The sequence below is a fragment of the Arthrobacter sp. TJ-254 genome (genome assembly GCF_058269175.1).
In genome coordinates, this window is record NZ_JBZCNF010000002.1 from 275867 (window position 1) to 302745 (window position 26879).

A 26879-nucleotide genomic window follows, 5' to 3' on the forward strand; every position below is an offset into this window, starting at 1 on the left:
TACAGTGGAGCCGGGCCGCACTGTGGCCCGGCTCCACTGTGGTTGCACCACCGAGCTCATTTCCGAGAGGACACAGTGTTACGCGTCATAGGCAAGCGAATTGCCCTGCTCATCCCCACCCTGTTCGGGCTGTCGATCCTGCTGTTCCTGTGGGTGCGCAGTCTGCCCGGCGGCCCCGCAACCGCCCTCCTGGGGGAGAAGGCGACCCCCGAGGCCGTGGCCCGGGTCAATGAGCTGTACGGGTTCGACGAGCCCCTCATCAGCCAGTACTTCACCTACATGGGCAAGCTGCTCCAGGGCGACTTCGGTGTCTCGATCAACACCGGGCGCCCCGTCCTTGAGGAATTCGCCACCAGGTTCCCCGCAACAATCGAACTGACGATCGTTGCCCTCATCTTCGCCATCGGCGTCGGCATTCCGCTCGGCTACCTGGCGGCCCGGCACTACGGCCGGGCGGTCGACCACGGCTCCGTGGTGCTGAGCCTGATCGGGATCACGGTGCCGGTGTTCTTCCTGGCCTTCATCCTCAAGTACCTCTTCGCCATCCAGTGGCCGCTCCTGCCGCCGGACGGCCGGCAAAACCCCCGGATCAACGCCACCCACTTCACCGATTTCTACGTCCTCGACGGGATCCTGACCGGTGAGTGGGACGCGGCGTGGGACGCGCTGCAGCACCTGATCCTTCCCGGGCTCGCCCTGGGCACCATCCCGCTGGCGATCATCGTGCGGATCACGAGGGCGTCGGTCCTCGAGGTGCAGAACGCCGACTACGTCCGCACAGCCCGCGCCAAGGGCCTCCTCGAGCGGACCATCCGCGGACGGTTCATCCTGCGCAATGCGATGCTCCCGGTGGTCACAACCATCGGCCTGCAGCTCGGCCTGCTTATCTCGGGTGCGGTCCTCACCGAGACAGTGTTCGCGTTCAACGGCATCGGGCGCTTCCTCCGTGACGCCATCTTCGGACTCGACTATCCGGTGCTTCAGGGGTTCATCATCTTCATTGCCATCCTCTACGCGATCATCAACCTTGTCGTTGACATTTCCTACAGCCTCATCGACCCGAGGGTGCGTGTTCAGTGAGTACAACCTTGCCCCCCGCAGCCAGCGGATCCGCAGCTCCAACAGACCCGGTGCTCGACACCGGCGGCGGCACCGGCCTGTGGAAGGACGCCTTCCTGCGGCTGCGCCGCAACCCACAGGCAATCGTGGGAGCAGTCATCATCGGGCTTTTTGTCCTCGTGGCGATCCTTGCCCCGCTGCTCGCGCCCCACGGCGGCAACGACCTTCCCGGGCGGACCGAAATCACGCCCACGTCGATCCCCGGCCCCGGCGAGATCGCCGGCTACCCGCTGGGCCTTGACCGGTTCGGCGGTGACCTGCTCAGCAAGCTCATCTGGGGCGCGCAGGCGTCCCTGCTGATCGGGGTCATCTCCACCACCCTCGGCCTGGCCGGCGGCATGTTGCTGGGCCTGCTCGCCGGAGGGTTCGGCGGCTGGGTGGACAACCTCATCATGCGGTTCGTCGACATCCTGCTGTCCGTTCCGAACCTGCTGCTGGCAGTGAGCATCGCGGCGATCCTCGGGCAGAGCCCGTACGCGATCATGATCGCCATCGGTGTTTCGCAGATTCCGATCTTCGCCCGCCTGCTGCGCTCCTCGATGCTCTCCCAGCGCGGCTCCGACTACATCCTCGCGGCCCAGACCCTCGGGTTGAGCAGGTCGACGATCACCATGAGCCACCTGCTGCCCAACAGCATGGGCCCGGTCATCGTCCAGGCCACCCTCACGCTCGCCACGGCCGTGATCGACGCGGCCGCGTTGTCCTTCCTGGGGCTGGGCGGCGGGCTGCCCCAGACCGCCGAATGGGGAAGGATGCTCACCTACGCGCAGGCCGAGTTGTCGGTCGCACCGCAGCTGGCGTTCCTGCCCGGTGCCTGCATCGCGATCACCGCTTTGGGGTTCACGCTCCTTGGCGAATCGCTCCGTGAAGCGCTCGATCCCAAGACGCGCCGGAAGTAGGCAACGCGTTCAGCAGGGGGCGCGTACCGGTTCTCCGGTACGCGCCTTCTGCTGTGTAAGGGCCGGGTCCTCAGGCCGGCTACCGGTCGAAGCTCAGGCGGTTCCAGGCCCGCAGCGTCAGCGCGGCGAACAGTGCCGCGACGGGAACGATGAGCAGCAGCTGGACGGCGGTGACCGGGTCGAGTCCGGATCCCGTGCCGGCGGCCCACAGGCCGGGCGCGGAGAACGGAAACCAGCCGCCCGCCCCCGCCATGACGGCCATCTGCGCGAGCACCACAATGCCGATGACCAGGCCGATCGCCGCAAGGTATCCGCGGCCCAGGACGGCTGCCCAGGCGGCGGGTGCGGCAAGCAGCGCCGTCGACAGCACGATGACAAGGAACTTGCCCGCGCCGCCCAGCACCGCGGCATCGACGCTCCCGGCCCCGCTGAGTAGCCCGGCCCCGAGGAGTAGCCCGGTCAGGGCCAGTGCCACAACGGCGGCCCACGCCAGCAGCAGGACAAGCTTGGCAGCGGCGACGGCCGTCCGGGAAACGGCCGTGAGGAACAGGGCTCCGGCGGTGCCATCGGTGAACTCGCGGCCGAATACCCACCCGGCGACCAGGCCGAAGCCGAGGAGGCCGCCTACCGCGATGATGGTGTTCGCGCCGGCAAAGATCCCGTCCCAGCCGCCGTCGCCGATGATCGCCTGCCCCTTAGCGGCCAGCAGCGGGTTCGCGCCCTGAACGGAGAACAGGGTCAGCAGGGTCATGGCGGGAACCCCCACTACGAGGAAGACGCTGGTGAATAACACCGGCCGTGCGCGTCGGAACTTCAGCCATTCCATCCACAGGGCGGCGCTGAACTGGTCCCTGGCAGTCACCGCTGCACCCCGCTGTCGGCATACACCATGTCGAAGAACCTCCGTTCAAGGTCGATCTCCGTTGGGTCGAGCGTGCCGATGGTGCGGCCGCCGTTAAGGACGGTGATGCGGTCGGCGATGCGGGCCACCTCGTCGAGATGGTGGCTGGACACAAGGGCGGCGGTGCCGCGGGGGCCGTGCGCGCGCTGCTGGAGGGCACGCCGGACCAGCATGATGCCGGCCGGGTCGAGTGCGTTTGTGGGTTCGTCGAGGACCAGCACCCCCGGGTCCGCGATGAGCGCTGCGGCAAGGCCCAGCCGCTGCCGGTTCCCCATGGAGAGCTTTCGGGCCGGAGTGCCTCGCCATATTCCGAGCGCAAACTCATCGATCAGGCGCTCGGCGGCAGCGGAAGCGCCGTCGGCGCCCAAGCCGGCCAGCCTCCCGGCCACCCGCAGGTTATGGAGGACGCTCAGTTCGGGGTAGGCGAGCGGGTCGTCAACGAGGTAGCCGACACGGGCGCGGTCCGCTGCCGGCAACGAGGACGGCGCGTGGCCGAAGACGCGCACGTCGCCGCTGTCGGGGCGCAGCATGCCGAGCAGCAGCCGCAGCAGGGTTGTCTTTCCCGCGCCGTTGAGCCCGACGAGCGCGTGCACCTCGCCGGGGACGACGTCGATGCTCACCGCATTGAGGACGGCGGCCCCGTCGTAGAGCTTGCCGGCGTTGATGCTTTCGAGTGCGGCTTCAGCCCGGCTCACCGTCGCCGTCCTCCCGGGGCCCACCATCGCTGCGGATCAGCTGGAGCATCGCCGCTGTGATCCAGTCCCCGAGCCTGCCCTCAGGAGCGGCCGCCCAGTCCATGAGGGCGGCGATGAGCGCCCCCAGGCAGGCGCCGGCTGCTACCTCGGCCTCAAGCCGCCCCGCCCCCGAGCGCTGAAGCGCCTCGGCGACCACCCGCTGCGTCCGGTAGTTGTTCTCCCACATCCGGGCACGCAGGTGGGGGTGGCCGGTCACGATGCTCAACTGCGTGCGCATTTGTCCGGACCCGTCCTCGGGGATCGCGGCCCAGGCCGCCAGCAGCCCGGAACATGCCCGCTCCAACGCATCGGTGCCGGCCTGGGCCTCCACGAAGGCTCCGATGACGGGATCGTACGGATCGTCAAGGAGTACGGCGTCCTTCGTGCCGAAGTGGCGGAAGAAGGTCATATGCGAGACGCCCGCGGCCGCGGAAATCTGCTCGACCGTGGTGTTGTCGTAACCCTGTTCAACGAACAGGGCCAGAGCTGCTTCCTGGATCCGGGACTTCGTGCGTGCCGCGCTCACACCGCTTATGTTAGTCACTAACATAAGCGGTGTCGAGACCCCTGCCGGCTGGTGGTGCGCCAGGGGAGTCCCGGCGGCCCGCCTCAGGGGGCCGCTAGGACGCTATGCCGTCTCCGATCTTGAGTTCGTTGCCCGGGATCGAGGCGAGCAGCTTGCGGGTGTACGGGTGGCGGGGGTTCTGGAACACCTCTTCCGAGCTCGCCGCCTCGACGAGCTCGCCGTCCTTCATCACGCACACATAGTCGGAGATGAGGCGCACCACGGCCAGGTCGTGCGAGATGAACAGGTAGCTGAGGCCGAGCTCGGACTGCAGGTCCCCGAGCAGCTTGAGGATCTGCGCCTGGACGAGAACGTCGAGGGCCGAGACCGGCTCGTCGCAGACAAGCAGTTCCGGCTTGAGGGCAAGCGCCCGGGCGATCGCGACGCGCTGGCGCTGTCCGCCGGAAAGCTCCGACGGGTATCGGCGCAGCGCGTTGTGCGGCAGGGCCACCTGATCCATCAGTTCCCGCACCCGGGCCGCCCGCTCCTTCTTGGTGCCCCGGTTGTAGGCGTTGAGGGGCTCCTCAACGATGCGTTCGATGGTGAACATCGGGTTGAGGGAGGAATACGGGTCCTGGAAGACCGGCTGGACGCGCTGGCGGAAGTCGTTCAGCTGCGCCTTGTCGAGGGTGGCGACGTCCAATCCGTCGAACTTCATCGTGCCCGAGGTCGGCTCGATGAGCTTCAGGAGCATGCGGGCGGTCGTTGTCTTGCCCGATCCGGACTCGCCGACGATTGCCACTGTCTGCCCGCGCGGCACGTCGAGGGTCACATTCTTCGCGGCGTAGAAATCCTCCGAGCTGCCGCGCCGCTTGTAGACCTTCGTGAGGTCGCGGATCTCTACGATGTTCGTCCCCGGCGCCGCAGTTTCGGCCGCGACGCCGGCTACCGCGCCGTGCTCTTCGTAGACCGCCTCGGCAAGCTTCGCCCGCTTCGCCGGGTCGTCGTTGTAGGCACCCGGGCGCAGGCGCACCGCGGCGACGCTGGGCGCCGCACGGACCAGCGACTGCGTGTAGGGGTGCTGCGGGTCGTTGAGAAGCTGCTGGGCCGGCCCTGTCTCGACAACCCTGCCGCGGTGCATCACCACGAGGTCGGAGGCACGCTCAGCGGCAAGGCCGAGGTCGTGGGTGATCAGCAGCACCGAGGTGCCCAGCTGGTCGGTCATTGTGGCGATCTGGTCGAGGATGGTGCGCTGCACCGTCACATCGAGCGCACTCGTCGGTTCGTCGGCGATCAGGAGCCGAGGCTGGCAGGCGAGGCCGATGGCGATCAGCGCGCGCTGGCGCATGCCGCCGGAGAACTCATGCGGGTACTGCTTGGCGCGCTCGCCCGCGTCGGGCAGGCCCGCGGCGGAGAGCACCTCAATGACGCGTTCCTTGACATTGCGCTTGGTGGCCATCCCGTGCACCAGCAGGGTCTCGGCGACCTGGGTGCCGATCTTTGTGACGGGGTTCAGGTTCGACATCGGATCCTGGGGCACCAGTCCGATCGCCCGCCCCCGGATCGAGCGCATCTTGGACTCGGGCAGCCCGACCAGGTCCTGGCCCTCGAAGAAGATGTTTCCGGCGGTTGCACGGCCGTTGCCGGGCAGCAGGCCGATGCACGCCATGGCGGTTGTCGACTTCCCCGAGCCCGATTCGCCGACGATCGCGAGGGTGCTTCCACGCCGCAGCGTGAAGCTGGCGTTCTCGACGGCGCGCACCTCCCCATGCGTGGTGCGGAAGCTGACTGCAAGGTCCCGGACTTCGAGCAGGGGGGCGTCGCTGGCTTCTGCGCCGGCGGGAGTGATATCCGTCATGGATCTATGGTGCACTACCGGAACGGTTTTGCCGGAAATCTGCGCCGCTGAGGCCTAATTTTTCGTCGGCGCTCCGGCGCCGGCTCCGAGGCGCGCCGTGAGATATTCGACGGCCAGCCGGTATCCGTCGACGCCGGCGCCCACGATGACCGCGTCGGCGACGGCGGAGATGTAGGAGGTGTGCCGGAACTCCTCGCGCCGGTGAACGTTGCTGATGTGCACCTCCACAACGGGCAGGGCCACAGCGGCGAGCGCATCGCGGATCGCGATGGAGGTGTGGGTGAAGGCGCCGGCGTTGATGATGACGGCGTCGGCGGTTCCTGCGGCCGCGTGGATCGAGTCGATGAGCGCGCCCTCGTGATTGGACTGGAAGCTGGTCACCGCCCAGCCGCGGGCGGCGGCGGCCGTGCGGGCCAGGCGTTCGACGTCGTCGAGCGTTTCCGAGCCGTAGACCGCAGGCTCCCGGGTTCCAAGCAGGTTCAGGTTCGGGCCGTTGAGGATCAGGATGCTGGGCGCGGCGTTCATGGCTTAACTATGCCCCAGAACCCGGCCCCAGCTTCCGAAGGCCCGTCAGAGGCCGGCCGCCCCGGCCCGGGAGCGGAGGCGCACCGCGGCGACCGCGCCGGCGAAGGTGATGAGGCTGAGGGCCGCCAGCACGATGCCGGGGTGCCACCAGGCGCCGTCCGTTGCCTGCCCGAAGGCCTGGGTGAGCGAGGGCACGAAGCCTGCGGCGATGGCGGCGAGGCTGTAGGCGAAGGAAAGCGCTGTGAAGGCTGTCCGGGGGTTGAAGATGTCCGCCATGAGCCCGCCGAGCGCGGCCCAGGTGGCCGTGGGGAGGATTCCACCAAGGAGGATCGCGGCAATGTAGGTCGGTTCGGTGGAGATGCTGATGACCCAGTAGAGCGGGAAGGCGATCAGGGCGGTGCCCAGGGCGCCGCCGGCGACAACCTTCGCCGAACCGATCCGCATGGCCAGGTAGCCGAAGGCGGGGATGGTGACCAGTTGGAGCAGTGACCCGATCAATGCCGCGTTGAGGACAGTCGCTTCGCTGAGGCCCAGCCGTTCGGTGCCGTAGGCCTGGGTGTAGGAAACCATGAGGAAGTAGGAGCCGATGCCGAGGACGGCCGACGCCGCGGCGACGATGATTCCCACCGGCTGGGCGCGGAGCACCTCGAGGAAGGGGATGCGCGCCAGCTTGTTGCTGTTGGCCGCGTCCTTGAAGACCGGGGTCTCGTCAATAGCGAGGCGCAGGTAGATGGCGATCGCCAGGAACGGGAAGGCAAGCAGGAACGGGATGCGCCAGCCCCAGGTGGTCATGACGTCAGGCGCCGCGACCGTGAGGATCAGGAAGATGAGCGAGATGAGCATTGTGCCAACGGGGGAGCCCAGCTGGGGGATCGATGCGTAGAGCGCGCGCTTGCGGGGTTCCGCGTGTTCGGTGGCGATGAGGATGGATCCGCCCCATTCGCCGCCGAGGGAGAGCCCCTGGAGCAGGCGGAGAACGGTGAGGATGATCGGCGCCCACACCCCGATGGTGTTGTAGTCCGGGAGCAGGCCGACCGTGCCGGTGGCAAGGCCCATCAGGGTGATTGTCCAGATCAGGGTCTTCTTGCGGCCGATGCGGTCCCCGAGGTGCCCGAAGAGGATGGCGCCCAGCGGGCGGGCGACGAAGCCCATCGCGAAGATCAGGAACGCCGAGAGGGTTCCGGCCAGCGGGTCCTGCTGCGTGAAGAACACTTCGTTGAAAACGAGTGCGGCGGCGGTGCCGAAAACGTAGAAGTCGTAGGACTCGAGCGCCGTCCCGACGAAGGAGGCGCCGGCTACCCTGCGCGCCATCCGGGGGTTGGGCGTGGTGGCGGGCGCAGAGGCAAGTGATGTGGACACGCTGACGATTGTCCCTCCGCCTTCGGGACGCGGCCAACGTTTGAGTCCAATCTCACACCGGCGCCGACGGCCTGGTGCCTGGTCCGGCGGGCGGCCGCAGGGACGCCCCTTGGCGGGGGCGGCCCTGCGGCCCGTTCTGCCGGCGCGCCGGTGCCGCAGGCTGCTTCAGCCGGCTACTTGCGCAGCGACGCAGCGATCTGCTGCATCACGGTGTTGTCGGCGAGCGTTGTTGCGTCGCCGACCTCGCGTCCCTCGGCGACGTCCTTGAGCAGGCGCCGCATGATCTTGCCGCTGCGCGTCTTGGGCAGCTCCGGGACAACCAGGATGTTCCGGGGCTTGGCGATCGGGCCGATCTCCTTGCCCACGTGGTTGCGCAGCGTCGTGACGATGTCGTCGTCGTCCTTCGCCGAGCCGCGCAGGATCACGAACGCCACAACCGCCTCCCCGGTGGTCTCGTCCTTGGCGCCGACGACGGCGGCCTCGGCCACCGAGGGATGGCTCACCAGGGCTGACTCGATCTCGGTTGTCGAAAGCCGGTGCCCGGAGATGTTCATGACGTCGTCAACCCGGCCGAGCAGCCAGATATCGCCGTCCTCGTCCTTTTTCGCTCCATCGCCGGCGAAGTACATATTGTCGAAGCGCGACCAATAGGTCTGCTTGAACCGCTCCGGGTCGCCCCAGATGCCGCGCAGCATGGCCGGCCAGGGTTCGCGGATCACGAGGTAGCCGCCGGCGCCGTTGGGAACCGATTCGCCCATCTCGTCGACCACGTCCACCGCGATGCCGGGCACGGCGACCTGCGCCGAGCCCGGCTTGGTGCTTGTCACCCCGGGCATCGGGGCGATCATGTGGGCGCCGGTCTCGGTCTGCCACCAGGTATCGACCACGGGCGCCTTGCCCCCGCCGATGATCTCCCGGTACCACATCCATGCCTCGGGGTTGATCGGTTCGCCGACCGAGCCGAGGACCCGGATGGAGGAGAGATCGTACTTCTTGGGGATGTCCCTTCCCCACTTCATGAAGGTACGGATGGCAGTGGGCGCGGTGTAGAGGATCGACACCTTGTACTTCTCGATCAGTTCCCACCACCGGCCCTGGTGCGGGGTGTCCGGGGTCCCCTCGTACATGAGCTGCGTGGCGCCGTTGATCAGCGGGGCGTAGGTGACGTAGCTGTGCCCGGTCACCCACCCGATGTCGGCGGTGCACCAGAAGACATCGGTCTCCGGGCGCAGGTCGAACGTGGCCTTGTGGGTGAACGCGGTCTGGGTCAGGAATCCACCCGTAGTGTGAAGAATCCCCTTCGGCTTGCCCGTGGTCCCCGAGGTGTAGAGGATGAACAGCGGGTGTTCGGAGTCGTGTGCCACGGCCGTGTGCTCGGCGGACGCGGTGTCGACGACGTCGTCCCACCACAGGTCGCGGCCCTCGGTCCACTCAACGGGTTCGTTGTTGCGCCGCACGACGACCACGTTGGTGACTGTGTGACCGTCCCGGGCGAGGGCGCCGTCGACGGCGGGCTTGAGTGAGCTCGGCTTGCCCCGGCGGTACGTGCCGTCCGCCGTCACCACGAGCTTGGCCTCGGCGTCGTCGATCCTGCTGCGCAGCGCATCGGCGGAGAAACCGCCGAACACCACCGAGTGGACCGCTCCGATGCGGGCGCACGCCAGCATGGTGATGGCGGCCTCGGGAATCATGGGCAGGTAGACGGCAACGCGGTCGCCCTTCCGCACGCCCAGGGATTCGAAGGCGTTCGCCGCCTTCTTGACCGCGGTCGTGAGCTCGGCGTACGTGTAGCTGCGCGTATCGCCGGGTTCACCCTCGAAATGGATGGCCACCCGGTCACCGCGGCCGGCCTCGACATGGCGGTCAAGCGCGTTGTATGCGGCGTTGAGCTTGCCGCCGACGAACCATTTGGCAAAGGGCGCATCCGACCAGTCGAGCGTCTTGGAGAAGTCGGTCTCCCAGGTGAGGTGGCTGCGCGCCTGGTCGGCCCAGAACTCCGGGCCCTTGGTCCTGGCCTCCTCATACAGGGCCGGCTGCACAACGGCCTGCGCGGCGAATTCTTCGGATGGCGGGAAGCGGCGTTCCTCGTGGAGCAGGTTTTCGAACGCGTCGCCTTGCCTTTGGGCGCTATCAGACATTTCTATCCCCTCTGCAGCTCAGTTCCTCTACTCAGTTCCTCTACCGGTGAAGCATTCGGGCGGAACGGCTCCCAGCCGTGCCCCGACACCGGCATCTCCTTGACATTATCGGCCAGTTCCGTTCCGATGTGTCAGCAGTCACACCGCAGATGTAAGAGGCGACAAATGTGCGCCGAACGGCTCCACCGCCGCCGGGCCTGCTAGAGATGGCGAACGGGGGTGGCTAGTGTGGTGGAAGGAGACAAGAGCACTGATTCACGCACGGCCGGCTCAGGGCGGCCGTGCGGCCGCCACGAACGGGAGATTCACCATGACCGAACACCAACCGGGCCGCCGGCTCGATGACCGGGGGACGCTGGTTTCAAGCGCCGGTGACTCCGGCCGGCCGGATGCGCCTGCGCAGCCCGCCTCCGACGCCACCGACGCAACGAGCCCTGCCGCTGTCGGGCCGTTCACGCTGCGTGAGGTGGTGCTTGCGGCGTCGGTCGCGGTGATCTTCCTCGGCACCCTGCTGCCCTTCTTCCAGGGTGTCGTCCGCTACGCCAACTTCTGGAACACGCTTCCGCTGTTCTTCGTCGGAATCGGCATCCTCCTCCCGATTGCAGCGGTGGCACTGGTCATCGGCCGCCGCCGCGGTGCCGCGAGCCTTCGGGTCGGATCGCTGTCGGCGGACCAGTTTGCGTCGGTCGCCGCCGTGCTCGCGGCAACGTTCTTTTTCCTCCAGACGATGAGCGCCTTCCACATCGGCCCGCTCATCTCCCTCATCGGAGCACTCGGAATGCTTGCGGCAACGGTGCTGGCCCCGCACCTGCCCGTGCTCAAGAAGGACTTCCACGACCGTCCCGATTCCGCGGCACACCCGGTGGCACGTGCGGTTCTTCCCACCCGGCCCAAACCTCCCAAGCCCGTCTCCGCTCCCGCCGGCAGCGACGCACAGGCAGGCGATACACCGGCATCCGATGCGCCGGAGGCTGACACCACCGGCGCCGGCGCCGCGGGCCCGGCCAAGGCCAGCCTTGCCAAGTCCGGCCACGCCATCTCCAGCACCGCCAAGACACTTGCCGCCCGCTTCCGCAGCCCGCGGAAGGCAGGCCCGGATGACGCCGCGGCCGCCAATGGAGTGGCCTCCGCCGTCGGCGGCTACGGCGCCACAGCGGTAGGATCGCCGGCATCCGGAGCGCAGATAGCTGCCGCCGACGCTGACCCGTCCGAGCAGCCCGCCGACTCCGCGGAGCGCCCGCTGAACGGCGCTGCTTCCGGGGCTTCAACGGCTGTGACCCCGGAGGCCGGCACGGAACGCGGCCACGGTTCGACGGCGGCGCCGGAGGACCCGGCGGACGCGGATTCCAGGCCCGACCCGGCACCTCAGACGCGCGTGCATCCCGTAGCGGCGAGCGCCCCGGTGGAACAGCAGGAGCCCATTTCCGCGACCCGCAGCGCCGACGACGATCAGGTTGTTGAAGCGTTCTGGTTCGCCGTCGGCACCCCGCGCCCGGTGATCGACGAACAGTCAGGCCGGACGCTCTTCACCGTGGAGCCAGGTGACTGGGAGGTCGGAATTGAGGACCGCGGCACCGAGTTCCTGGTGCAGGACAAGCGCACCGGCCAGATCGGCATGATGCACGACCTCACCAACATCGAGCGGGCGCCGCGGGACTAGGGGCAGCCCCAGGAAAGGCCGGATCATGAAGGCAAAGGCCCGGGAGCCCGAGTCGCCGGTTGCGCTCAAGCGCCGGGCGCGCCGCATCCATCGGGTGCTCGCCGAGCAGTACCCCTACGCGGTGGCGGAACTCGATTTCCGCAACCCGTTCGAGCTGCTCGTCGCAACCGTCCTTTCGGCGCAGACGACCGATGTGCGTGTGAACCTCACAACGCCGGCGCTGTTCGCGCGTTATCCCGACGCCCGGGGCCTTGCAGAGGCCAACACCGAGGAGCTGCAGGAAATCATCCGCCCCACCGGCTTCTTCCGGGCAAAAGCCAACAGCCTCCTCGCGCTGTCGAACCGCCTCGTGGATGAATACGACGGCGAGGTGCCCAACCGCCTCGAGGATCTCGTCACCCTTCCGGGCGTAGGGCGAAAGACGGCGAACGTGGTGCTCGGCAATGCCTTCGGGATCCCCGGGATCACGGTCGACACCCATTTCGGGCGGCTGGCACGGCGTTTCCGCTGGACCGAATCCGACGACCCGGTGAAAGTCGAGGCCGAGGTGGGCCTGCTCTTTGAGCCGCGGGACTGGACGATGCTTTCCCACAGGGTTGTCTTTCACGGGCGCCGTATCTGCCATGCGAAGAAGCCGGCCTGCGGTGCCTGTCCGGTTGCGGCGCTGTGCCCGTCTTACGGCGAAGGCGAGGTCGACCCGGCGAAGGCCGCCAAGCTCCTTAAATATGAGTTGGCGCCGGGGCGCGAGGAACTGCGCGCGCTGATGGTCAACGGCGCGACCCGCGCCGAGCTGCGTGCGGCCGGCCACAGCCTCGGAACGTGAGCGCCCACCAGTCCCTGCGGAGTTACGCCGCCTCCATGACGGGTGCGACGTCGGCGCAGTTCCACACCACCTGGCACCTTCGTGTCCTTGACCCCGACACCGCACGGCGGGCCGCTGTCCTGATCCTCTTCGGGGCGGACGACCAGCATCCACCGGGGGAACCCGTTGCCCCGAGGGATCTCGACCTGCTCCTGGTCAAACGTGCCGGTTCCTTGAACAACCACCCCGGCCAGGTCGCCTTTCCGGGGGGCGAGATCGACCCCACCGACGCCGACGAGCCGGCGGCCGCGCTGCGTGAGGCCCGTGAGGAGACGGGGCTGGACCCCGCGGGGGTTGAAGTGCTCGGCGTCCTGCCCGAAGTGGGCCTTCCGATCAGCAACTTCATGGTGACCCCGGTGCTTGGATGGTGGGCGCTGCCGACTCCCGTGGCCGTGGTTGACCTCGCCGAATCCTCCCACGTGTTCCGGGCACCGCTTCGTGAACTGCTCAATCCCGAGAACCGCAGGACCGTTGTGTATTCCCGCCGGGGTTTCACCGGGCGGAGCCCGGGCTTCGTGCTCCCCGAAGCGACGGTCTGGGGCTTCACCGGGATCCTGCTCGATTCCATTCTCGACGGACTGGGCTGGACCGAGCCGTGGGACGCCTCCCTGGAGATTCCCCCACCCCGGTGAGCCGGCAACCGCCTATTTGGCGTCGGCGTAGGAGCGCACCACCACCACGTTGACGGCGAATTCGATGGGAATGGGACCGAACATCAGCGCCGTCGCCGCTGCGGCGGCCTCCTCGAGGACCGCGCTGACCTCCGCGGCGCGGTCCTCGGGCACATGGAGCATCACCTCGTCGTGGAGGAAAAACACCAGGGCCGTGACCGCTGCGGGACCGCCCACCTGCCTGAGCCGGCGGCGCACCTCGGCAAGCCAGCACAACGCCCATTCGGCCGCGGTTGCCTGCACCACGAAGTTCCGGGTAAAGCGCCCCCGGGCCCGGGCGGCAGCGTCGGCGCGGCGCTGCTCCTCCGCCGTCGCCGTCTGCTGTGAGGCGCGCCAGCGCTCCGACGCCGGTGGGCAGCCCCTTCCCAGGTAACTGGTGACGGTGCCGCCGGCCTCCCCGGTGCGTGCAGCCGATTCCACAATGGCGATCGCCTGCGGGTAGGTGCGGGTGAGCTGGGGCATCAGCCGCCCCGATTCGCCCGTCGTCGCCCCGTACATCGCCCCGAGCATGGCCAGCTTGGCTTTTGCCCGGTCCCCGCCGAATCCCTGCTCGGCGATGCCCTGGTAGAGGTCCTTGCCCCGGGCCGCGGCGGCGAGCGCCGAATCCTGCCCCAGCGCGGCCAACACGCGCGGCTCGAGCTGGGCCGCGTCGGCGACGATCAGCACATGCCCCGGGTCGGGCCGGACCGCGTCACGGACCTGCCGGGGGATCTGCAGGGCGCCCCCGCCCCGCGACGCCCACCGCCCGGAAACAACGCCGCCCACCACGTACTCGGGCCGGAAGCGGCCCTCCTCCACCCAGGTGTCCAACCAGGTCCAGCCGTTCGCGGTGAGCAGCCGCGAGAGTTTCTTGTAGGCGAGCAGCGGCTCGATGGCCGGGTGCTTCTGGCGCTCAAGCTCCCAGGAGCGGGTTGTTGCCACTTCGATCCCCGCCCGGTGCAGGGCCCGGATGAGCTCCTGGGGTGAATCAGGGTTCAGTGTCGGGTTCCCCAGGGCACGCCGAAGCTCGGCGGCGAGCAGCTCGAGTCCGGCCGGGCGCTGGCCCTCGGGCGGACGGGGTCCGAGGAGCCGTTCAAGGAGTTCCTCATGCACGTCCCTGCGCCACGGCAGGCCCGCCGCTTCCATCTCCGCGGCCAGGAGCGCTCCGGCGGATTCGGCTGCGAGCAGCAGGGCGAGCCGTCCGGGGTGCCGGGAGGCGGCGACGGCCTCCAGCTGCTGCCGGAATTCCGTGGACACCGCCTCAAGGCCCGGGCCGGAAGCCCGGACGACCTCGTCGAAGAGGCTGCTCTGGTTCGGTGCGGGGGCCGGTGGCAGAAGCTGCCGGGGAAGCGGTGCCTCCTCTCCGTCGGGTGCCTGCGCGCGCAGTTCCTCAAGGTAGGGGGAGGGTGCGCAGTATCCCGAGTGGGTGAGGACAGCCCGGGCCAACGCCAGGTCGTGGCAGCGGTCGAGACTGATGCCTCCGGCCAGCAGGGCCGGGTACCAGGCGCGCGCGTTATCCCAGACCCAGCGGGGAGAACCGGACTCGAACCGAGCGAAGACGTCGTGCAGTTCCCCGGCACCGGCCCGCAGCACAGGGCCGGTAGGGGAGCCGTCCGCGGCAAGCGGCTGGAACGCAGCCGCGGTGTCCGGCTCGGTGCTGGGCGGGTGGGCCACGACAACATACATACGATCATTGTCACCCGGGCCCCTCCCTATTCCGTGCCCGGCCGGATTGTCCACATAGCCGGGGCGCGCCCGCCCCGCGCCGCACGTGATGCGCAGGATGGAGCGATGACGGTCAGGTCCTCCTGGGTTCCCGCAGCCGCCACCGAGCACTGCGTGGCACTGGTGGGCGGAGCGCAGGCGCTGCGCGACGAGGCGGCGCGCGTGGGTGCGGCGGCCGGTGTGGTTCTGGTCCAGGCCGATTCGGTGGCACAGGCGCTCCAGCACAACCCGGCGGTCCTGCTCCTAACCTGCGACAGCACCAACGCGGCCCTCCCTGCGGATACCCCGGTGATCCTCATCGGAGGAAAGGAGGACGAGGGTGCCGTCTGGGCGGCTGCCTCCCGAACGGGGGCAGGCAGGGTCGCCATCCTTCCACAGGCAGCGAGTTGGCTCGCGGAACACCTGAGTGGTGCGGGATCAGCGGCGCGCTCCGGGACGGTGGTCGGGATAATGGGTGCATCGGGCGGTGCCGGGGCCACGACTCTCGGCTGCTGGCTCGCCGACCATGCGGGGGCGGGCGGGATGCGGACCGTCCTGATCGACGGCGACCCTGACGGCGGTGGCCTGGGGCTCGCCCTCGGCGGGGCCGCCGGTTCCGGTGCCTGCTGGGACGACCTGGCCGAGGTGCGCGGGGCGCTGCACCCAGGCCAGTTTGCCGCAGCCCTGCCCCAGACGCGGAACTTCGCCGTGCTGTCCCAGCGGACTCCCGGCATCGGGGCCGGCACTCCGCCAGCCGGCCGTACCCGCCCTGGATACCCGGGGCACGGCTCCGAGGCCGTGGCTTCGGTGCTTGCCGCTGCCCGCGACGCCTACGACCTCGCCGTCGTCGACCTGGGTGCGGCACACGCCGCTGGGGATTCCCTCTCCGGCTACTGCCAGAGCATCATCGTGGTCGTGCCGGCGCGGCCGCGGCCGGTCTCAGCCGCGGGGCGGATTCTTCCGCTGCTTGAACCATCCTCCGTGGAGGTGGTGGTGCGCGGCCCGGTCCTCAACGGGCTCGATCCGGACCGGATCGCCGAGGCCCTCAGCCTGCCCAGGATCCCCGCATTCCTTCCCCGGCTGCGTGCGGTACCGGCGGCGGAGGCGCAGGAACGGCTACTTGAACTCGGGCACCGGCGGGGGCCCCGGCGTGTTTGCGCAGCACTCGCCTCCCGGATCTGGGGAAGGTCGGCCGCGGGATGACCTGGCACGAGTCCCGCACCCGTCATGCTGCCGGCGCTGACACGGCACTGGTCACCGAGGTGAGGGCCGCCGTGCTCTCGCGGGCGGACCCCCTCACCGGGGCGGGCCTGGCCGACGCCGTCCGCTCCACGGGCCGGCTCCTCGGCTCCGAGGGAACGCTCACCGCCGTGGACAGGCTCCGCGCCGAATTCCAAGGCCTCGGGCCCCTCCAACACCTGCTGGAGGATGAAGCGGTGACCGACATCCTTGTCAACGGGCCCTCGCAGGTCTGGGTGGACGGGGAATCGGGGCTCCACCGGGTTGGCGCGGCCTTCCCGCACGAGGGCGAGGTGAGGGCTCTCGCCACCCGGTTGGTCGCCGCCGGAGGTAGAAGGCTCGACGATGCGAACCCGTGCGTGGACGTGCGTCTCAACGGGTTCCGTATCCACGCCGTTCTGCCTCCCATCTCGACCGAAGGCACCCTGCTCTCCATCCGGATCCGGCGCGAGCGTGTTTTCTCCCTGGCCGAGCTCGAGGCAACCGGTGCCCTTCACCCGGAAATGGCGGGCATCCTTCGCTCCGTGATCAGGCGGCGCCTCAACTTCCTCATCAGCGGCGCCACAGGGACGGGCAAGACGACGCTCCTTTCCACGCTGCTGGGGATGAGCAGCCCCACCGAGCGGATCGTCCTGGTGGAGGACGCGGCGGAACTGAGCCCCCACCACCCGCACACCGTCGGGCTTCAGGCACGGTACGGCAACCTCGAAGGGGCAGGAGTCATGGAGCTTGCCGACCTCGTACGCCACGCCCTGCGGATGCGGCCCGACCGACTGATCGTCGGCGAGTGCCGCGGAGCGGAGGTGAGGGAACTGCTTGCCGCAATGAACACCGGCCACCACGGGGCCGGCGCGACAGTGCACGCCAACTCGGCGCGGAGCATTCCCGCACGGTTGACGGCACTCGGGGCGCTCGCGGGGCTTAGCCCCGGTGCGCTGGCGCTGCAGGCCGCGAATGCCCTCGACCTGGTGATCCACCTCGTCCGCACATCCGCCGGGCGCCGGGTGGAGCAGCTTGCCCTGGTCGGACTGGAGGATGGAAGCCGGCTTGAGGTGCGACCGGCCCTCACCTGGAATGGAAGGGGGTGCTCACGGGGCACCGGGTGGGAGGGCCTCCGGGAAAAACTTGAAGAGGCAGGGCCGCTGGGATGACCGGACTTCTCGTTGCCCTGCTGCTCGGGGCCGCGGCGGCGGTGCTGCGATTGACCGCGCCGTTCCCCGCCGATGCACGGCGGCGACTGCCTGGCGGTCCCGGCTTCCAGGGGAGCGGCCCCGCCCGCGGCCCGCGCACTCCCCGCCCGAGGGACCCGCCCGTTGATCCGAACGACATCCCGTTGTTCGTCCGCCAGCTCACCGGCCTGCTTCAGGCAGGGAGGATGCCGCAGCAGTTGTGGGCGGACCTTGAGGCCGTCTATGCGCCGGCGGCCACTCCGGGATCAGGGTTCGCGCCCAGTGCCCTGCCTGTCATCCAGGCGGCGGCCCGGGCTGCGGAGCTGGGCCTGAGCGTTCCCGACGTGCTCAGCAGCGCTCCACCCCTCCGAACCGATTCCGCGCGGGCATCACCGTTGACCCTGTGGGTCGATCTCGCTGCGTGCTTCTCCGTCGCGGAACGCACCGGAGCCCCCTTGGCCCAGGTCCTGGCGCGGTACGCCGACCAGCTCGACGTGGAAGTTGACGCCCAGGGCGCGCGGGACAGCGCGCTCGCCGGCCCCAAGGCAACGGTGTCGCTGCTGACCTGGCTCCCGGCCTTCGGGCTCCTGCTCGGCTACCTCATCGGAGCGGACCCGCTGCGCGTGCTGTTCGGTTCACCCCTGGGCAACGCTGTCCTGGCGGCCGGGTGCCTGCTGATGGCGGCCGCGCGCGTCTGGTGCTCCCGGCTGGTTGCCGCTGCGGCGAGGCGCACCTGATGGGCCCGGCGCTCACGGCGGCGCTTCTCCTTGCCGCCTACGGAATCCTCACCCTCTCCGCCCGCCCGTCGCTTGTGGCTCCGTCGAAAGGGAGCCCGCGTCGCGTGCCTGCCGGAATCACCGATGCGAGCTTGATGCTCGACCTGATGGGAGCCATGCTCGTCGCCGGCGCACCGGCCGATCATGCCCTCTCCGTCCTGGCTGACATGGTGGAGGAACCGGTGGCACGCAGAATCAACCACGCCGTGGCCGCCCTCAGCCTGGGGTCGGAATGGGAGGCGGCATGGCAGGCCGGGCCCCGCCCACCCGCCGGTGCATGGGACCCCTTGCGGCAGGGATCCCGGCTGACTGTCGCCGCAGTGGGCCGCCGGCCCCTCGGGCGTTGGGGATCCGGGCGCCGCGCGCAGGGGCAGCGAACGGCTGGAGTCGATGCAGCCGCCGAACTCCGCGATGCACTGCGCTTTGCCGCGCTCACCGGCGCCCCATCGGCGGCCATCGTCCATGCGTGCGCGGGGCAGCTGCGGCGGCGGCAGAACCGGGATCTTGAACGGCGGGCCGCTGCGCTCGGGGTGAAGCTGGTTGTGCCACTGGGGGTCTGTGCGCTTCCCGCCTTCGTCTGTCTGGGGGTGGCGCCCGTCGTGCTCGCCCTCCTGCCGTGAACAGCCGGGTCCGGGCCCCGGGTTATCCACTTATCCGGCATCCCACCACCGGCCGCAGCCGCAGCGGGGAAGAGTACCTTCATGCCGCAGCCGCGGCCCATCGACCGTCCCAGGCAGGACCGCCGGGGCCCAAGCAGGGAGAAATCAATGTCCTCATCAGACGCCGGAGCGCCGGGCGCCGGAACCGACCCAGCGAAGGGGCCGGACCGGGACGACGCGGACAAGCCCCGGACAGTACCGTCGGACCACGCGGAGGCCGGACTGGCCACCGCTGAATACGCGATCGTCATGCTCGCGAGCGTGCATCTCTTAAAACATACTTTTTGATATGGTGACTCGTATGTCACCTACCGCGGCACCTCGCCCCCGCGTCGCAATATACGCCCGGCAGTCAGAGGACGTTGATCAGGGCATCTCCCAGCAGCTCTACGATTGCCGCGCGGAAGCTGCCCGACGGGGCTGGCGGATGGTCGCTGAGTTCCGGGACAACGACACGGGCGCAAGCAAGGCCCGTGGCCCAAAGACTGACTGGTCCAAGATGCTGCATGAGTTCGATGCCGGCTCGTTTGACGTCTTGCTGGTCACCGAGACCTCACGGCTTACGCGCAGCCTCACCGACGTCCTCGAGGTGCGCCCGCCACGCCGCGACATCCGAGTGGTCGTGATCCGTGAAGGCATCGACACCGAGATCGATGACTTCATGCTCAAGCAGCTCGTCCTCCTCGCCGAGCGCGAGGTGAAGATCAAGGCGGCGCGCGCGGCCCGCTACGCCGCCGAGCGTCGGAAGGAGGGACATCCCACCTCCGGAAAGACGCCGCACGGGTACCAATGGTTGCCCGCCGCCGACCGCGGACCGATCGGGACTCGCTACGTCGTAAACGACGTCGAGGCCGCTGACGTCCGCCGGATTTTCGCCGAGTTCCTCGTTGGCGCGCCGCTCGGACAGATTGCCCGCGACCTCAACCACGCCGGCAGGACAACGAGGAAAGGTGCTCGGTGGCGCTCTGCCACGGTGCGCCGCATTCTCATGAACCCCTTCTACGCGGCACTGCTGCCGCCGGCGCAGCCTACTGGCAAGCATGAGCTGGCAAAGATCGATCTTGAGGCCTGCACCCCTGGTGCCTGGGAGGCGATTGTGGGGCACGAGCAACTGGTCGCCACACGTGACCGCCTCGTCGGCGTCAAACCTGCCCACAGCGGCACGGCCCGCAGGTGGCTGCTCTCCGGTCTGGCAAGGTGCTCCGTGTGCCGCGAGCCCGTTCGTTCAGCACGTGGAAGAACGCATCCTACGGCCCGTAAGGACGGCTCCGGCTCTGCTCCCACCAAGCGATACCACAACTATCGCTGCGTCAACGGCCATTTCATGCGGAGCGGGGACTTGATTGACGAGTACGTCGCCATGCTTTGCATCGCCCGACTCTCGGAGCCTGACGCTGCGACTTTGTTGATTCCCGAGACCGATGAGGTAGACATCGCTGCGCTGCACACTCGCCGTGACGCACTCCGAGCGAGCCGGAAGAACGTCTTCTTGCTCATCGACGACGACCCGGCTCGGCTGGCAGCCGCACAGGACCGACTCGACGACATTGAAGAGCAGTTAAGGGCCGTCGACTCGGAAATCACCAGCGCTGTGAGCCGGAGTCCTTTTGCCGACCTGGTCGATGTTGAGGACGTGCGCGCTTGGTGGGACGCCGTGACCCTCGCTCGTCGCCGTGCAATCGTTGACTTTTTGATGAGCGTCGCAATCTGCCCTGTCGGCAAGGGCCGCCGCGTTACGAGCCCCGAGGCCGTGGCAGAGACGGTACAGGTCGTACCGAAGGCTTGATTCTCCCTCTAACGACGAACTCAGCTCCGAGCTCCTGACTTGGTAACCATTCGCTACCCTCGACGGAGAGCTGGCCGAGTTGCAGGTGGGCACAGGCCTAGATGGTCTGTGTCATGAGGTTGGTGATGTTCCGGCGAGGCTGGGGGCGGTTCCCGAACGCAGTATGTGCTCGATGGTAGTTGTAGTGGATGTAGGTCACTCCGGCGGCGGTCCTCGTCCTCGGCCTCGATGTAGGCGTGGTGAAACGATCCCTTCCATGAGCGGGTGGTCCACTGCCTGCCCCGCGAGTACGAGGGAATCGCGCCGCCGTAGACGGAGGTGCCGTGTGGCATGATGTCGTCGAAATCAAAGCTGACCTCACTGAGCCGAAAACGTCGACGTCAGCCCTCGGACCCGAGGTGATCCACCAGCGTTGCGGGGTTGACGAATGTCCGGGTGTGCGACGAGTACACAACCACCGCCAGGATGTACCGAGCGGAATCGAAAAGCAGGTCCGCGAACTCAGCTGCATTCTTGCGGGCTGAGATAGTGCGATAGGACATCGACAAAGACACCACTGAAGGCGCGGGGTGTTGCCGCGTTCCCCGCGCGGGTCCCGCTACGCTGGCGGGATGAAATCAGGCTGGTATCCAGATCCGCTGAAACACGACATGGAGCGGTGGCATGACGGGGCATTGTGGACCGATCACCTCCGTCCTCGGCAGGTCCCTGCGACCGTAGCCCCTGAACGCGCGGCACCGGCGCCGCGGGCCTCACCCTCTGGGGGTCCGGTCATGACATCAGAGGGTTCGAACGGTGCTTCGTCGGCGCTGCTCTGGGTGGGAATCATCGCGGCAGCAATAGGCGCCTTCGTCGGCCTGAGGCCGATGCCAGGCGGGTCCCAAGGCTGTGGCAGCGCTTGGCTGCCAAGCCTGTGCAACCCTGGAGTCCACAGCAGCGCCGCGGCAGCTTCGGTGGTTCTTATCCTCATCGCAGGTGCAGCAATCATTACGAGCTTCGCCATCCGCGGACGGAAGCCGTAGCCGGACCGCTGGCGTGTCGGTTCCCGGATGGCTGAAGGCGCCCACCAGACGGGGTCGGTGATCGAACAGTCATGGACCCAGTGCGCGACGGCGTTCGGCCCGAGGATGGACCGAGGTGACCGCGAATGGCTCGGGTGCCCGTCACAGGATGCTCTCCGGCACCATCCATCGACATGTGTAGGACTCCCAACGGAACGCATTCAACCCGTAGTCACGCGGTGCCGTCGGGCGAAGCGATCATCGACCACTTCCCGCGCTGGAGAACGGAGATGAAGAACTGCCCGCATACGGATTCGCACGTGGGGCAGACGAAGGCGCTGTAGGTGGTCCCGCTCGCTTTGGTCCGTCGGACATCGATGTCGGCCTTCTCCACGTCGCAGTCCACCACGTCCATCCAGCGGTCGACCGCGCGGTGTACGAGCGGGTGGTTTTCGAAGCGCTTGGCCCCTACCTTGCCAGGGATCTCAGGCGGGGCGCCCGCCTTCACCCAGTAGCCCCGCGGTGTCCAGGCGTGCCAGATCAGCATGGGCTGCCGACAGCGGTCGTGCCAGCACTGGGTGACCGCTGCGCGGACGTGGAGGTTCTCCGTCGTGCGGACGACGTGGCGACCGTATGCCGCCTCAGCCGGCGCGGTCCGTTGGTTCATGTCGTCGACCGCGGCCTGCCACTCGGCACGGCGTCGTTCGGCTTCCTCGTGCTCCCGGGCCCGCCGCTCCTTCTCAACCCTGAGCTTTTCCACCTGCCGCAAGGGGCTCCCATAACGCCAGTTGTGTCCCCGTTCGAGCAATTCCCTGACGGCAGCACCAAGACGGTCGGCGCGCAGATCGAGATTACTGGAAGACGCAAAGAGGTTTAGCAGTTCGACTGCGGAGTCGGGGATGTCGGACGTCTTGCCGAAACCGATGGTCAAGGTCGGAACCTTGATCTCGCTGTGCTCGAGCTCGCGGGGCATCAGCCACACCGGCATGTACCCGCTGTCGAAGTAGCGCTGTGACCGACGCTGGTACTCCTCGGGTGCCTGCCCGGAGAGTTGGACCTCGAAGGCGTAGCGCTTCCTGCCGTCGTCGGACACTGCCATGACGTCGATGATCCATTCGCGCAAGGGGTGCGGATGTTCGATCTCGGCACTCCAGCCCGGTACTAGATTGATGGCGTGAGCGATTGCCTCCTTCATTGCGTGGTGCTGCGCGCTTTCGCCCCCGTGGTCGACGCCGCACTCGGTCATGCGGTAGTGCGAGAAGAACTGGGTAGTTCCGCGGCTCTTGGCGACCGCGCGGATCCCGCACAGGGGCATCGTGAGACGCTTTCGCTCATCGGAGTCCTTTAGCCGGCACCAGTCGTCCTCCGCCATGCTCAACGCGTCGATCCGGTTGCCGTCAAGCTGCGCAATCACCGCCATGTGGTCCCCCTCCACCTGTGACCGGCCGCCATCGGCCGGATGCCTGAACGGATTCAACCATGTCGTACCGACGAAGCAGACGGCGCCATAATCGGGTTTGAAAAATCGCCCTACCCTCGCCGGCACGCCGCCCCTGTACTCGCCGATGGCCTGGATATGATCAGCGGAATCACTTCATCGGGGGGTCTCTTGAAACTGCCTGCCGTCGCGCTGCTCGCCGTCCTGCTACTGACCGGGTGTGGGCAGAACAGCTCGGGATCTGACGGGGCAGAGGCTGCCGGGTCGACAGCGTCACCGACTGCCTCTGCAACTCCCTCGACGAAGCCCGAGCCGACCGAAACGGCTTCCCCGAAGCCGACCTCCTACCTGGATACGTTGAAGGATCCATACAGGGGGCTGGACCCCGAGGTAGGTGATGCGTTTGTTCATCTCGCCATCGAGGGCGACTCGTCCCTCGGCCACGAGGACATCGGCGGCATGGTCGACCTTGCCCTCGACATCTGTGGGATCTACGGCTGGGGCGGCACTCAAGACGAAGTGGTGCAACGAATGGGGTCGAAGTCGGGCCCCTCCTACAATGTCCTCCAGGCCGTCGCGATTCGCGGCGCGGGCATCGCGACGTTCTGCCCGGAATACGCTGAGGTGAGCAAGGGGCCATGACTGCCTGAGCTCTCACCGCACGAAGCCCGCGGCGGGATGACCGCTGCGCGTTTCGTGGCGAGGGGGACTAGGTGGTGTTCTGTGTCATGAGGTTGGTGACGTTCTGGTGAAGGCTTGAGGCTGGGGTTCCCAATCGCAGTATGTGCTCGATGGTAGTTGTCGTGCATGTTCCAGGTCGTGATGACGGCGGCGCGTTGCGTCTCCGAGGTCCATTCGCGGGCGTAAAGAAGCTCTTCGGCCAGCGTTCCGTTGCAGCGACCTACCTTGCCGTCGCGCTACTCCTGAGCAAAGAACGTCTGGTTCCTCTCCGGGACCTGACGGCTTTAACCGCCAGCCGTAACACCGGTAGTCTCCCCTTCATGACGCTCCTATCGGATCTGCTCAACGACTCGAACATGGAACGGCTTTCAGCTAGGCGAATCCAGGCGATCACTGAAAGCAAGGGTGTAAAGGTCGCGAACACCTCAATCTCGAAGTACCTCCGCGGTGAGCCCGGGGCGCCCAGTGAGTCTGTACTTGCGACCGTCTCTCTGGCGCTGAGTTTGCCAATTGAGGTCCTCCGGGAAGCCGCCGGCGCACCAGCGGGAGAGTCTGATCCGTTCGTCCTTCCGGAGTCAGCCAATAGACTCAGCAGCCGCCAACGCGAGCTCGTGCTCCACACCGTCTCAATGAGTAGGTGCCCAAGCGTCGCCAAGCATTAGGCTGTCTGTCGCTTTCAGCACCTAGGAATTGGGTCAGTGCATCCTCAACACTTCTCGGTCGGCGCCGAAGGCGGACTCCCGCATAAGGTTGCACTGTCGATGGGCAACCCGGAGATTGTCGTCGTGTACGCAAATTGCTCGGAAAATGATTTGTGAAATGATTTCCGTGAGCGGGAGCAGCGCCCCCAGCAGGGTTGGGGCATTGGTGGCCGCTCCGGATCTAGGCGGATCACTCAGCCCAGGCGGGGTGCCCGGATGGGCTGCTGACTCTTCATTAGCGGGTCGATGAGGACGAACCGCATCGTCCGCGGCGCACGTTCAAAGCGCCATCTGCGCAGCTTTCCGTTTCTCCCGGTAGAGACGGTTCTCGCGGGAGATGCAGGCCCGACACCGACGGGCGCCGTTCTTCATCTGAGTGTTCTTCTCGTCGTAGGGGTGACCGTGTGGACAGTGGGTCTTGCGGGCGTGAACGGCCATACATCCGACGCCCCGCAGATTGTTCTCGGCGAGGGTGACCGGCTCCAGATGATTGGGGTTCAGGCAGGCTCGGTTGCGGCACAGGTGATCGAGGACCAGGTCGTCTTCAATGTCGCCGGCGAATAGCTCGTAGGCGATGCGATGGACTCTGCGCGTCTTGCCGTGGACGGAGATCTGGCCGTAGCCATCCGGATGGAAACTCCCCTGCCACACGATGCAGCCGGTCGTTGGTTCGAAGACGGAACGCGCGAGCAGACGCTCATAGATATTGAGGCGCAAGGTGACCATTGGGGCACCTCCTTCAATGAATTTGTGGGACGGCCGCTGACACCTCAGACGGCCGTTGGCAGGACGTGTTGCGGAAACTGCAACGACATCGGAACCACCCCCGGGTCGGCGTCAGCCGACCGGTGCCTCGGCGCCTCCATGCAGCACTTGTCGCCAGGGGCGCCGAGGTGTCCATGCTGCCTTTCGCTCTGCTCAGAGACGGCTGCGACAACGTCGCAGGCAGTCTCTGTCCCCGACGGCCGACAGGCCGAGGGGGGAGCTGGTGCCACGAACCCTTATGCCCTTTCCCTTGTTCTCTCGCATCTGGAGCTTTAGCGGAAGATCGAGAGGATTTCTGTTGGTACATCAGCGGAAAGTAGTTTCAACCACATGCTTTCAACCCGACCGTTTACGGTTTCCACTGGTGGAAGGTCGGGTTGAAGAATGGCTACTTTCCGCGGGTTGAAGGCTGTTGGCTTTCCACCGGGATCTTAGGTGCGTGGCACCCGGTGGAAAGCGTGCTGCAACGCAGCGCCACGGGGTCCCGACGAAGGAGTGGGCGCCGTGTTCGGGCCTTCACGGGGACGCAGTCCCCGCCTTGATGCTCGTACCAACAGGCGCGGAGGCGAAGCCGCAGCGGTCCCATACGAGGTGCCGGTGGAGGGGCCTGCTGAGGAACGAAGCCGGCCCTGGAGGCGGCAGCGAAGGCGCTGCGCAGCAGCTGCTGAAAGCTCGTCACTGCATTGGGCTCACCGGCCCCGCAGGGGTCTCCTCACACGTCCTCACGGGAGTGGCTGCGGACCTCGCATCATGGCCGCCCCGGCGGCCGCCACAGTTCCATTGCAGCACCGCTGCGGAGGGCTCCATGGTCGATGGCGACACCGTCGCCGGCCTGCTCCGAAGAGCTGCCCCAGTCTCGCGGTGGCATCGTGCTGCACCTGTCGCCAGGATTCCCGCCACCGCGGCCCCACGACATCCATCACGAAGCTGCTGCCGCCCGGTCCCTGGGTGACGTCGGACCGGCGTTCCCTCCTCGCCTTCTGGGCTTTCGGACGGAGTTCGACTGCCCGGTGAGCGGTGCATGCCCGGGGACCGGAACGGGCCATGGTGCAGTGTCATCACTGTGCCTCCCAACCTCGCATCAACGGGGTTAGGACCAGGAGATCCCCCTGCCCACAGAGAGTCCTCAAAGGGGGTGGGTGGCGGCTGTCATATGGCTGACCTTCCCTGCACTTGGTGCGCCCGACCTATCCAACCTTCATGCTTGGCTGGCCTGGTGCTCAGGGGCCCCCTGACAACTTCACGCACGGTTGTCACGAGAAAAAGTAGTGCTGTCCATGCTTCCCCTAACGGCACTACTTTTCCTCGAGGGAACCGGACTCCCTGAGCACCTTGCAAGCACTGGGCGAACGCGTCAGTGCATCGCCACCCACCCCCGCCCCTCGCTCCTTTTAGCACGGTGCCTCCGCACCCGCATGGCGCTCGTCAGAGCGCCGGTAATGTAAAAAAATGCAGCCCAAAGGCTGCAACATTCTGCCCACCTGTGGCCAGAATATGGTCACAGGTGACCAATAGTGGGCTCTAAAGGGGCGCCCGTAACGCTGAATTCGAGGAATCCTGGTGAATTGCGCCCCGCCGGGCGCGAAATACGTCAGTGAACCCACGATGGACCCGGAATCAGCCCACGGCTGGTCACAACGGACCCACATTCGACCCGAAAGTGGTTACTGCTGCTTTTGTTGGTCACCCTGCGCCCACTTTCGACCCACAAGGGACCCATTTGGGGCCCGTAAAGGACCCGGCGCGATGA

General features: G+C 67.5%; 24 protein-coding genes and 1 pseudogene. 13 read left to right on the plus strand and 12 right to left on the minus strand.

Annotated features, from left to right (window positions below; all coding sequences use genetic code 11):
* The first annotated feature begins 75 nt into the window (after nt 1-75).
* Entirely contained in the window at nt 76-1080 is a 1005-nt protein-coding gene (locus AC4D14_RS06350) for an ABC transporter permease (protein ID WP_490900847.1), read from the plus strand.
* The gene (locus tag AC4D14_RS06355) at nt 1077-2018 is read left to right on the plus strand and encodes an ABC transporter permease (protein WP_490900848.1); all 942 of its coding nucleotides are present in this window, start codon (nt 1077-1079) and stop codon (nt 2016-2018) included. Before AC4D14_RS06350 ends, AC4D14_RS06355 begins: the two co-directional genes overlap by 4 nt.
* Nucleotides 2019-2097: 79 nt before the next feature.
* Here the strand turns inward: AC4D14_RS06355 and AC4D14_RS06360 are convergent, their stop codons facing one another.
* The 7 genes from AC4D14_RS06360 to acs form a co-directional block, all read right to left on the minus strand.
* Nucleotides 2098-2880 carry an ABC transporter permease gene (locus AC4D14_RS06360; protein ID WP_490900849.1) on the minus strand — a complete coding sequence of 261 codons (783 nt, stop codon included), beginning with the start codon at nt 2878-2880 and terminating at the stop codon, nt 2098-2100.
* On the minus strand, nt 2877-3614 hold the full coding sequence (locus AC4D14_RS06365) for an ABC transporter ATP-binding protein (RefSeq protein WP_490900850.1): 738 nt from the start codon (nt 3612-3614) through the stop codon (nt 2877-2879). Before AC4D14_RS06365 ends, AC4D14_RS06360 begins: the two co-directional genes overlap by 4 nt.
* Complete coding sequence (locus tag AC4D14_RS06370; RefSeq protein WP_490900851.1) at nt 3601-4179, minus strand: TetR/AcrR family transcriptional regulator; 579 nt, start codon at nt 4177-4179, stop codon at nt 3601-3603. The genes AC4D14_RS06365 and AC4D14_RS06370 overlap by 14 nt, the downstream gene beginning before the upstream one ends.
* Nucleotides 4180-4273: 94 nt before the next feature.
* Nucleotides 4274-6016 carry a dipeptide ABC transporter ATP-binding protein gene (locus AC4D14_RS06375; protein ID WP_490900852.1) on the minus strand — a complete coding sequence of 581 codons (1743 nt, stop codon included), beginning with the start codon at nt 6014-6016 and terminating at the stop codon, nt 4274-4276.
* Nucleotides 6017-6070: 54 nt separating this feature from the next.
* A complete protein-coding gene (gene aroQ / locus AC4D14_RS06380; protein WP_490900853.1) occupies nt 6071-6541 on the minus strand; it encodes a type II 3-dehydroquinate dehydratase in 471 nt (156 codons plus the stop codon).
* Nucleotides 6542-6586: 45 nt separating this feature from the next.
* The gene (locus AC4D14_RS06385; protein WP_490900855.1) at nt 6587-7900 is read right to left on the minus strand and encodes an MFS transporter; all 1314 of its coding nucleotides are present in this window, start codon (nt 7898-7900) and stop codon (nt 6587-6589) included.
* A 173-nt stretch (nt 7901-8073) separates the two neighbouring features.
* Entirely contained in the window at nt 8074-10038 is a 1965-nt protein-coding gene (gene acs, locus AC4D14_RS06390; RefSeq protein ID WP_490900857.1) for an acetate--CoA ligase, read from the minus strand.
* 310 nt (nt 10039-10348) lie between these two features.
* Here acs and AC4D14_RS06395 point away from each other — a divergent pair, with 310 nt between their 5' ends.
* Genes AC4D14_RS06395 through AC4D14_RS06405 form a run of 3 tightly spaced genes read left to right on the plus strand, consistent with a single transcriptional unit; the run spans nt 10349 to nt 13192 of the window.
* Entirely contained in the window at nt 10349-11698 is a 1350-nt protein-coding gene (locus AC4D14_RS06395) for a hypothetical protein (protein WP_490900858.1), read from the plus strand.
* A gap of 25 nt (nt 11699-11723) precedes the next feature.
* Nucleotides 11724-12521 carry an endonuclease III gene (gene nth, locus AC4D14_RS06400; RefSeq protein ID WP_490900860.1) on the plus strand — a complete coding sequence of 266 codons (798 nt, stop codon included), beginning with the start codon at nt 11724-11726 and terminating at the stop codon, nt 12519-12521.
* Entirely contained in the window at nt 12518-13192 is a 675-nt protein-coding gene (locus tag AC4D14_RS06405) for an NUDIX hydrolase (protein WP_490900861.1), read from the plus strand. The genes nth and AC4D14_RS06405 overlap by 4 nt, the downstream gene beginning before the upstream one ends.
* A gap of 12 nt (nt 13193-13204) precedes the next feature.
* On the opposite strand, the gene AC4D14_RS06410 is transcribed toward AC4D14_RS06405, so the two are convergent.
* The gene (locus tag AC4D14_RS06410; RefSeq protein WP_490900862.1) at nt 13205-14896 is read right to left on the minus strand and encodes a bifunctional 3'-5' exonuclease/DNA polymerase; all 1692 of its coding nucleotides are present in this window, start codon (nt 14894-14896) and stop codon (nt 13205-13207) included.
* 105 nt (nt 14897-15001) lie between these two features.
* Between AC4D14_RS06410 and ssd the strand changes: the two genes are divergently transcribed.
* The 6 genes from ssd (at nt 15002) to AC4D14_RS06440 (ending at nt 20543) form a co-directional block, all read left to right on the plus strand.
* Nucleotides 15002-16117 (plus strand): septum site-determining protein Ssd, encoded by a 1116-nt coding sequence (ssd, locus tag AC4D14_RS06415; protein WP_490900863.1) that lies wholly within the window; start codon nt 15002-15004, stop codon nt 16115-16117.
* Complete coding sequence (locus AC4D14_RS06420) at nt 16114-17304, plus strand: TadA family conjugal transfer-associated ATPase (RefSeq protein WP_490900865.1); 1191 nt, start codon at nt 16114-16116, stop codon at nt 17302-17304. Before ssd ends, AC4D14_RS06420 begins: the two co-directional genes overlap by 4 nt.
* A complete protein-coding gene (locus AC4D14_RS06425; protein WP_490900866.1) occupies nt 17301-18059 on the plus strand; it encodes a type II secretion system F family protein in 759 nt (252 codons plus the stop codon). The genes AC4D14_RS06420 and AC4D14_RS06425 overlap by 4 nt, the downstream gene beginning before the upstream one ends.
* Entirely contained in the window at nt 18059-18718 is a 660-nt protein-coding gene (locus tag AC4D14_RS06430; protein ID WP_490900867.1) for a type II secretion system F family protein, read from the plus strand. The genes AC4D14_RS06425 and AC4D14_RS06430 overlap by 1 nt, the downstream gene beginning before the upstream one ends.
* Before the next feature lie 147 nt (nt 18719-18865).
* Entirely contained in the window at nt 18866-19045 is a 180-nt protein-coding gene (locus AC4D14_RS06435) for a hypothetical protein (protein WP_490900869.1), read from the plus strand.
* Nucleotides 19046-19058: 13 nt separating this feature from the next.
* The gene (locus tag AC4D14_RS06440; RefSeq protein ID WP_490900870.1) at nt 19059-20543 is read left to right on the plus strand and encodes a recombinase family protein; all 1485 of its coding nucleotides are present in this window, start codon (nt 19059-19061) and stop codon (nt 20541-20543) included.
* Nucleotides 20544-20923: 380 nt separating this feature from the next.
* Here the strand turns inward: AC4D14_RS06440 and AC4D14_RS06445 are convergent, their stop codons facing one another.
* Nucleotides 20924-21085: a hypothetical protein gene (locus AC4D14_RS06445; RefSeq protein ID WP_490900872.1), complete on the minus strand. Its 162-nt coding sequence runs from the start codon at nt 21083-21085 to the stop codon at nt 20924-20926.
* A gap of 69 nt (nt 21086-21154) precedes the next feature.
* On the opposite strand from AC4D14_RS06445, the gene AC4D14_RS06450 reads away from it, so the two are divergent.
* Nucleotides 21155-21565: a DUF2510 domain-containing protein gene (locus AC4D14_RS06450; protein ID WP_490900873.1), complete on the plus strand. Its 411-nt coding sequence runs from the start codon at nt 21155-21157 to the stop codon at nt 21563-21565.
* A 211-nt stretch (nt 21566-21776) separates the two neighbouring features.
* Here AC4D14_RS06450 and AC4D14_RS06455 read toward each other — a convergent pair whose 3' ends face one another.
* Complete coding sequence (locus tag AC4D14_RS06455) at nt 21777-22964, minus strand: competence protein CoiA family protein (protein WP_490900875.1); 1188 nt, start codon at nt 22962-22964, stop codon at nt 21777-21779.
* Between the two features lie 156 nt (nt 22965-23120).
* On the opposite strand from AC4D14_RS06455, the gene AC4D14_RS06460 reads away from it, so the two are divergent.
* Entirely contained in the window at nt 23121-23624 is a 504-nt protein-coding gene (locus AC4D14_RS06460; RefSeq protein ID WP_490900876.1) for a DUF732 domain-containing protein, read from the plus strand.
* A gap of 67 nt (nt 23625-23691) precedes the next feature.
* Here the strand turns inward: AC4D14_RS06460 and AC4D14_RS06465 are convergent.
* Nucleotides 23692-23896, minus strand: a pseudogene (locus tag AC4D14_RS06465) (integrase core domain-containing protein); the annotation flags it as partial.
* Nucleotides 23897-24643: 747 nt separating this feature from the next.
* Complete coding sequence (locus AC4D14_RS06470) at nt 24644-25090, minus strand: HNH endonuclease signature motif containing protein (RefSeq protein WP_490900877.1); 447 nt, start codon at nt 25088-25090, stop codon at nt 24644-24646.
* Nucleotides 25091-26879 lie beyond the last annotated feature (1789 nt).

Bases quoted from the DNA above. Each gene is read 5' to 3' on its own strand.
- aroQ (WP_490900853.1), bottom strand. From the start codon at position 6,541: ATGAACGCCGCGCCCAGCATCCTGATCCTCAACGGCCCGAACCTGAAC.
- AC4D14_RS06410 (WP_490900862.1), bottom strand. From the start codon at position 14,896: ATGTATGTTGTCGTGGCCCACCCGCCCAGCACCGAGCCGGACACCGCG.
- ssd (WP_490900863.1), top strand. From the start codon at position 15,002: ATGACGGTCAGGTCCTCCTGGGTTCCCGCAGCCGCCACCGAGCACTGC.
- AC4D14_RS06450 (WP_490900873.1), top strand. From the start codon at position 21,155: ATGAAATCAGGCTGGTATCCAGATCCGCTGAAACACGACATGGAGCGG.
- AC4D14_RS06430 (WP_490900867.1), top strand. From the start codon at position 18,059: ATGGGCCCGGCGCTCACGGCGGCGCTTCTCCTTGCCGCCTACGGAATC.
- AC4D14_RS06440 (WP_490900870.1), top strand. From the start codon at position 19,059: ATGTCACCTACCGCGGCACCTCGCCCCCGCGTCGCAATATACGCCCGG.
- AC4D14_RS06435 (WP_490900869.1), top strand. From the start codon at position 18,866: ATGTCCTCATCAGACGCCGGAGCGCCGGGCGCCGGAACCGACCCAGCG.
- AC4D14_RS06420 (WP_490900865.1), top strand. From the start codon at position 16,114: ATGACCTGGCACGAGTCCCGCACCCGTCATGCTGCCGGCGCTGACACG.
- AC4D14_RS06425 (WP_490900866.1), top strand. From the start codon at position 17,301: ATGACCGGACTTCTCGTTGCCCTGCTGCTCGGGGCCGCGGCGGCGGTG.
- nth (WP_490900860.1), top strand. From the start codon at position 11,724: ATGAAGGCAAAGGCCCGGGAGCCCGAGTCGCCGGTTGCGCTCAAGCGC.
- AC4D14_RS06455 (WP_490900875.1), bottom strand. From the start codon at position 22,964: ATGGCGGTGATTGCGCAGCTTGACGGCAACCGGATCGACGCGTTGAGC.
- AC4D14_RS06460 (WP_490900876.1), top strand. From the start codon at position 23,121: ATGATCAGCGGAATCACTTCATCGGGGGGTCTCTTGAAACTGCCTGCC.
- AC4D14_RS06445 (WP_490900872.1), bottom strand. From the start codon at position 21,085: ATGTCCTATCGCACTATCTCAGCCCGCAAGAATGCAGCTGAGTTCGCG.
- AC4D14_RS06395 (WP_490900858.1), top strand. From the start codon at position 10,349: ATGACCGAACACCAACCGGGCCGCCGGCTCGATGACCGGGGGACGCTG.
- AC4D14_RS06375 (WP_490900852.1), bottom strand. From the start codon at position 6,016: ATGACGGATATCACTCCCGCCGGCGCAGAAGCCAGCGACGCCCCCCTG.
- acs (WP_490900857.1), bottom strand. From the start codon at position 10,038: ATGTCTGATAGCGCCCAAAGGCAAGGCGACGCGTTCGAAAACCTGCTC.
- AC4D14_RS06470 (WP_490900877.1), bottom strand. From the start codon at position 25,090: ATGGTCACCTTGCGCCTCAATATCTATGAGCGTCTGCTCGCGCGTTCC.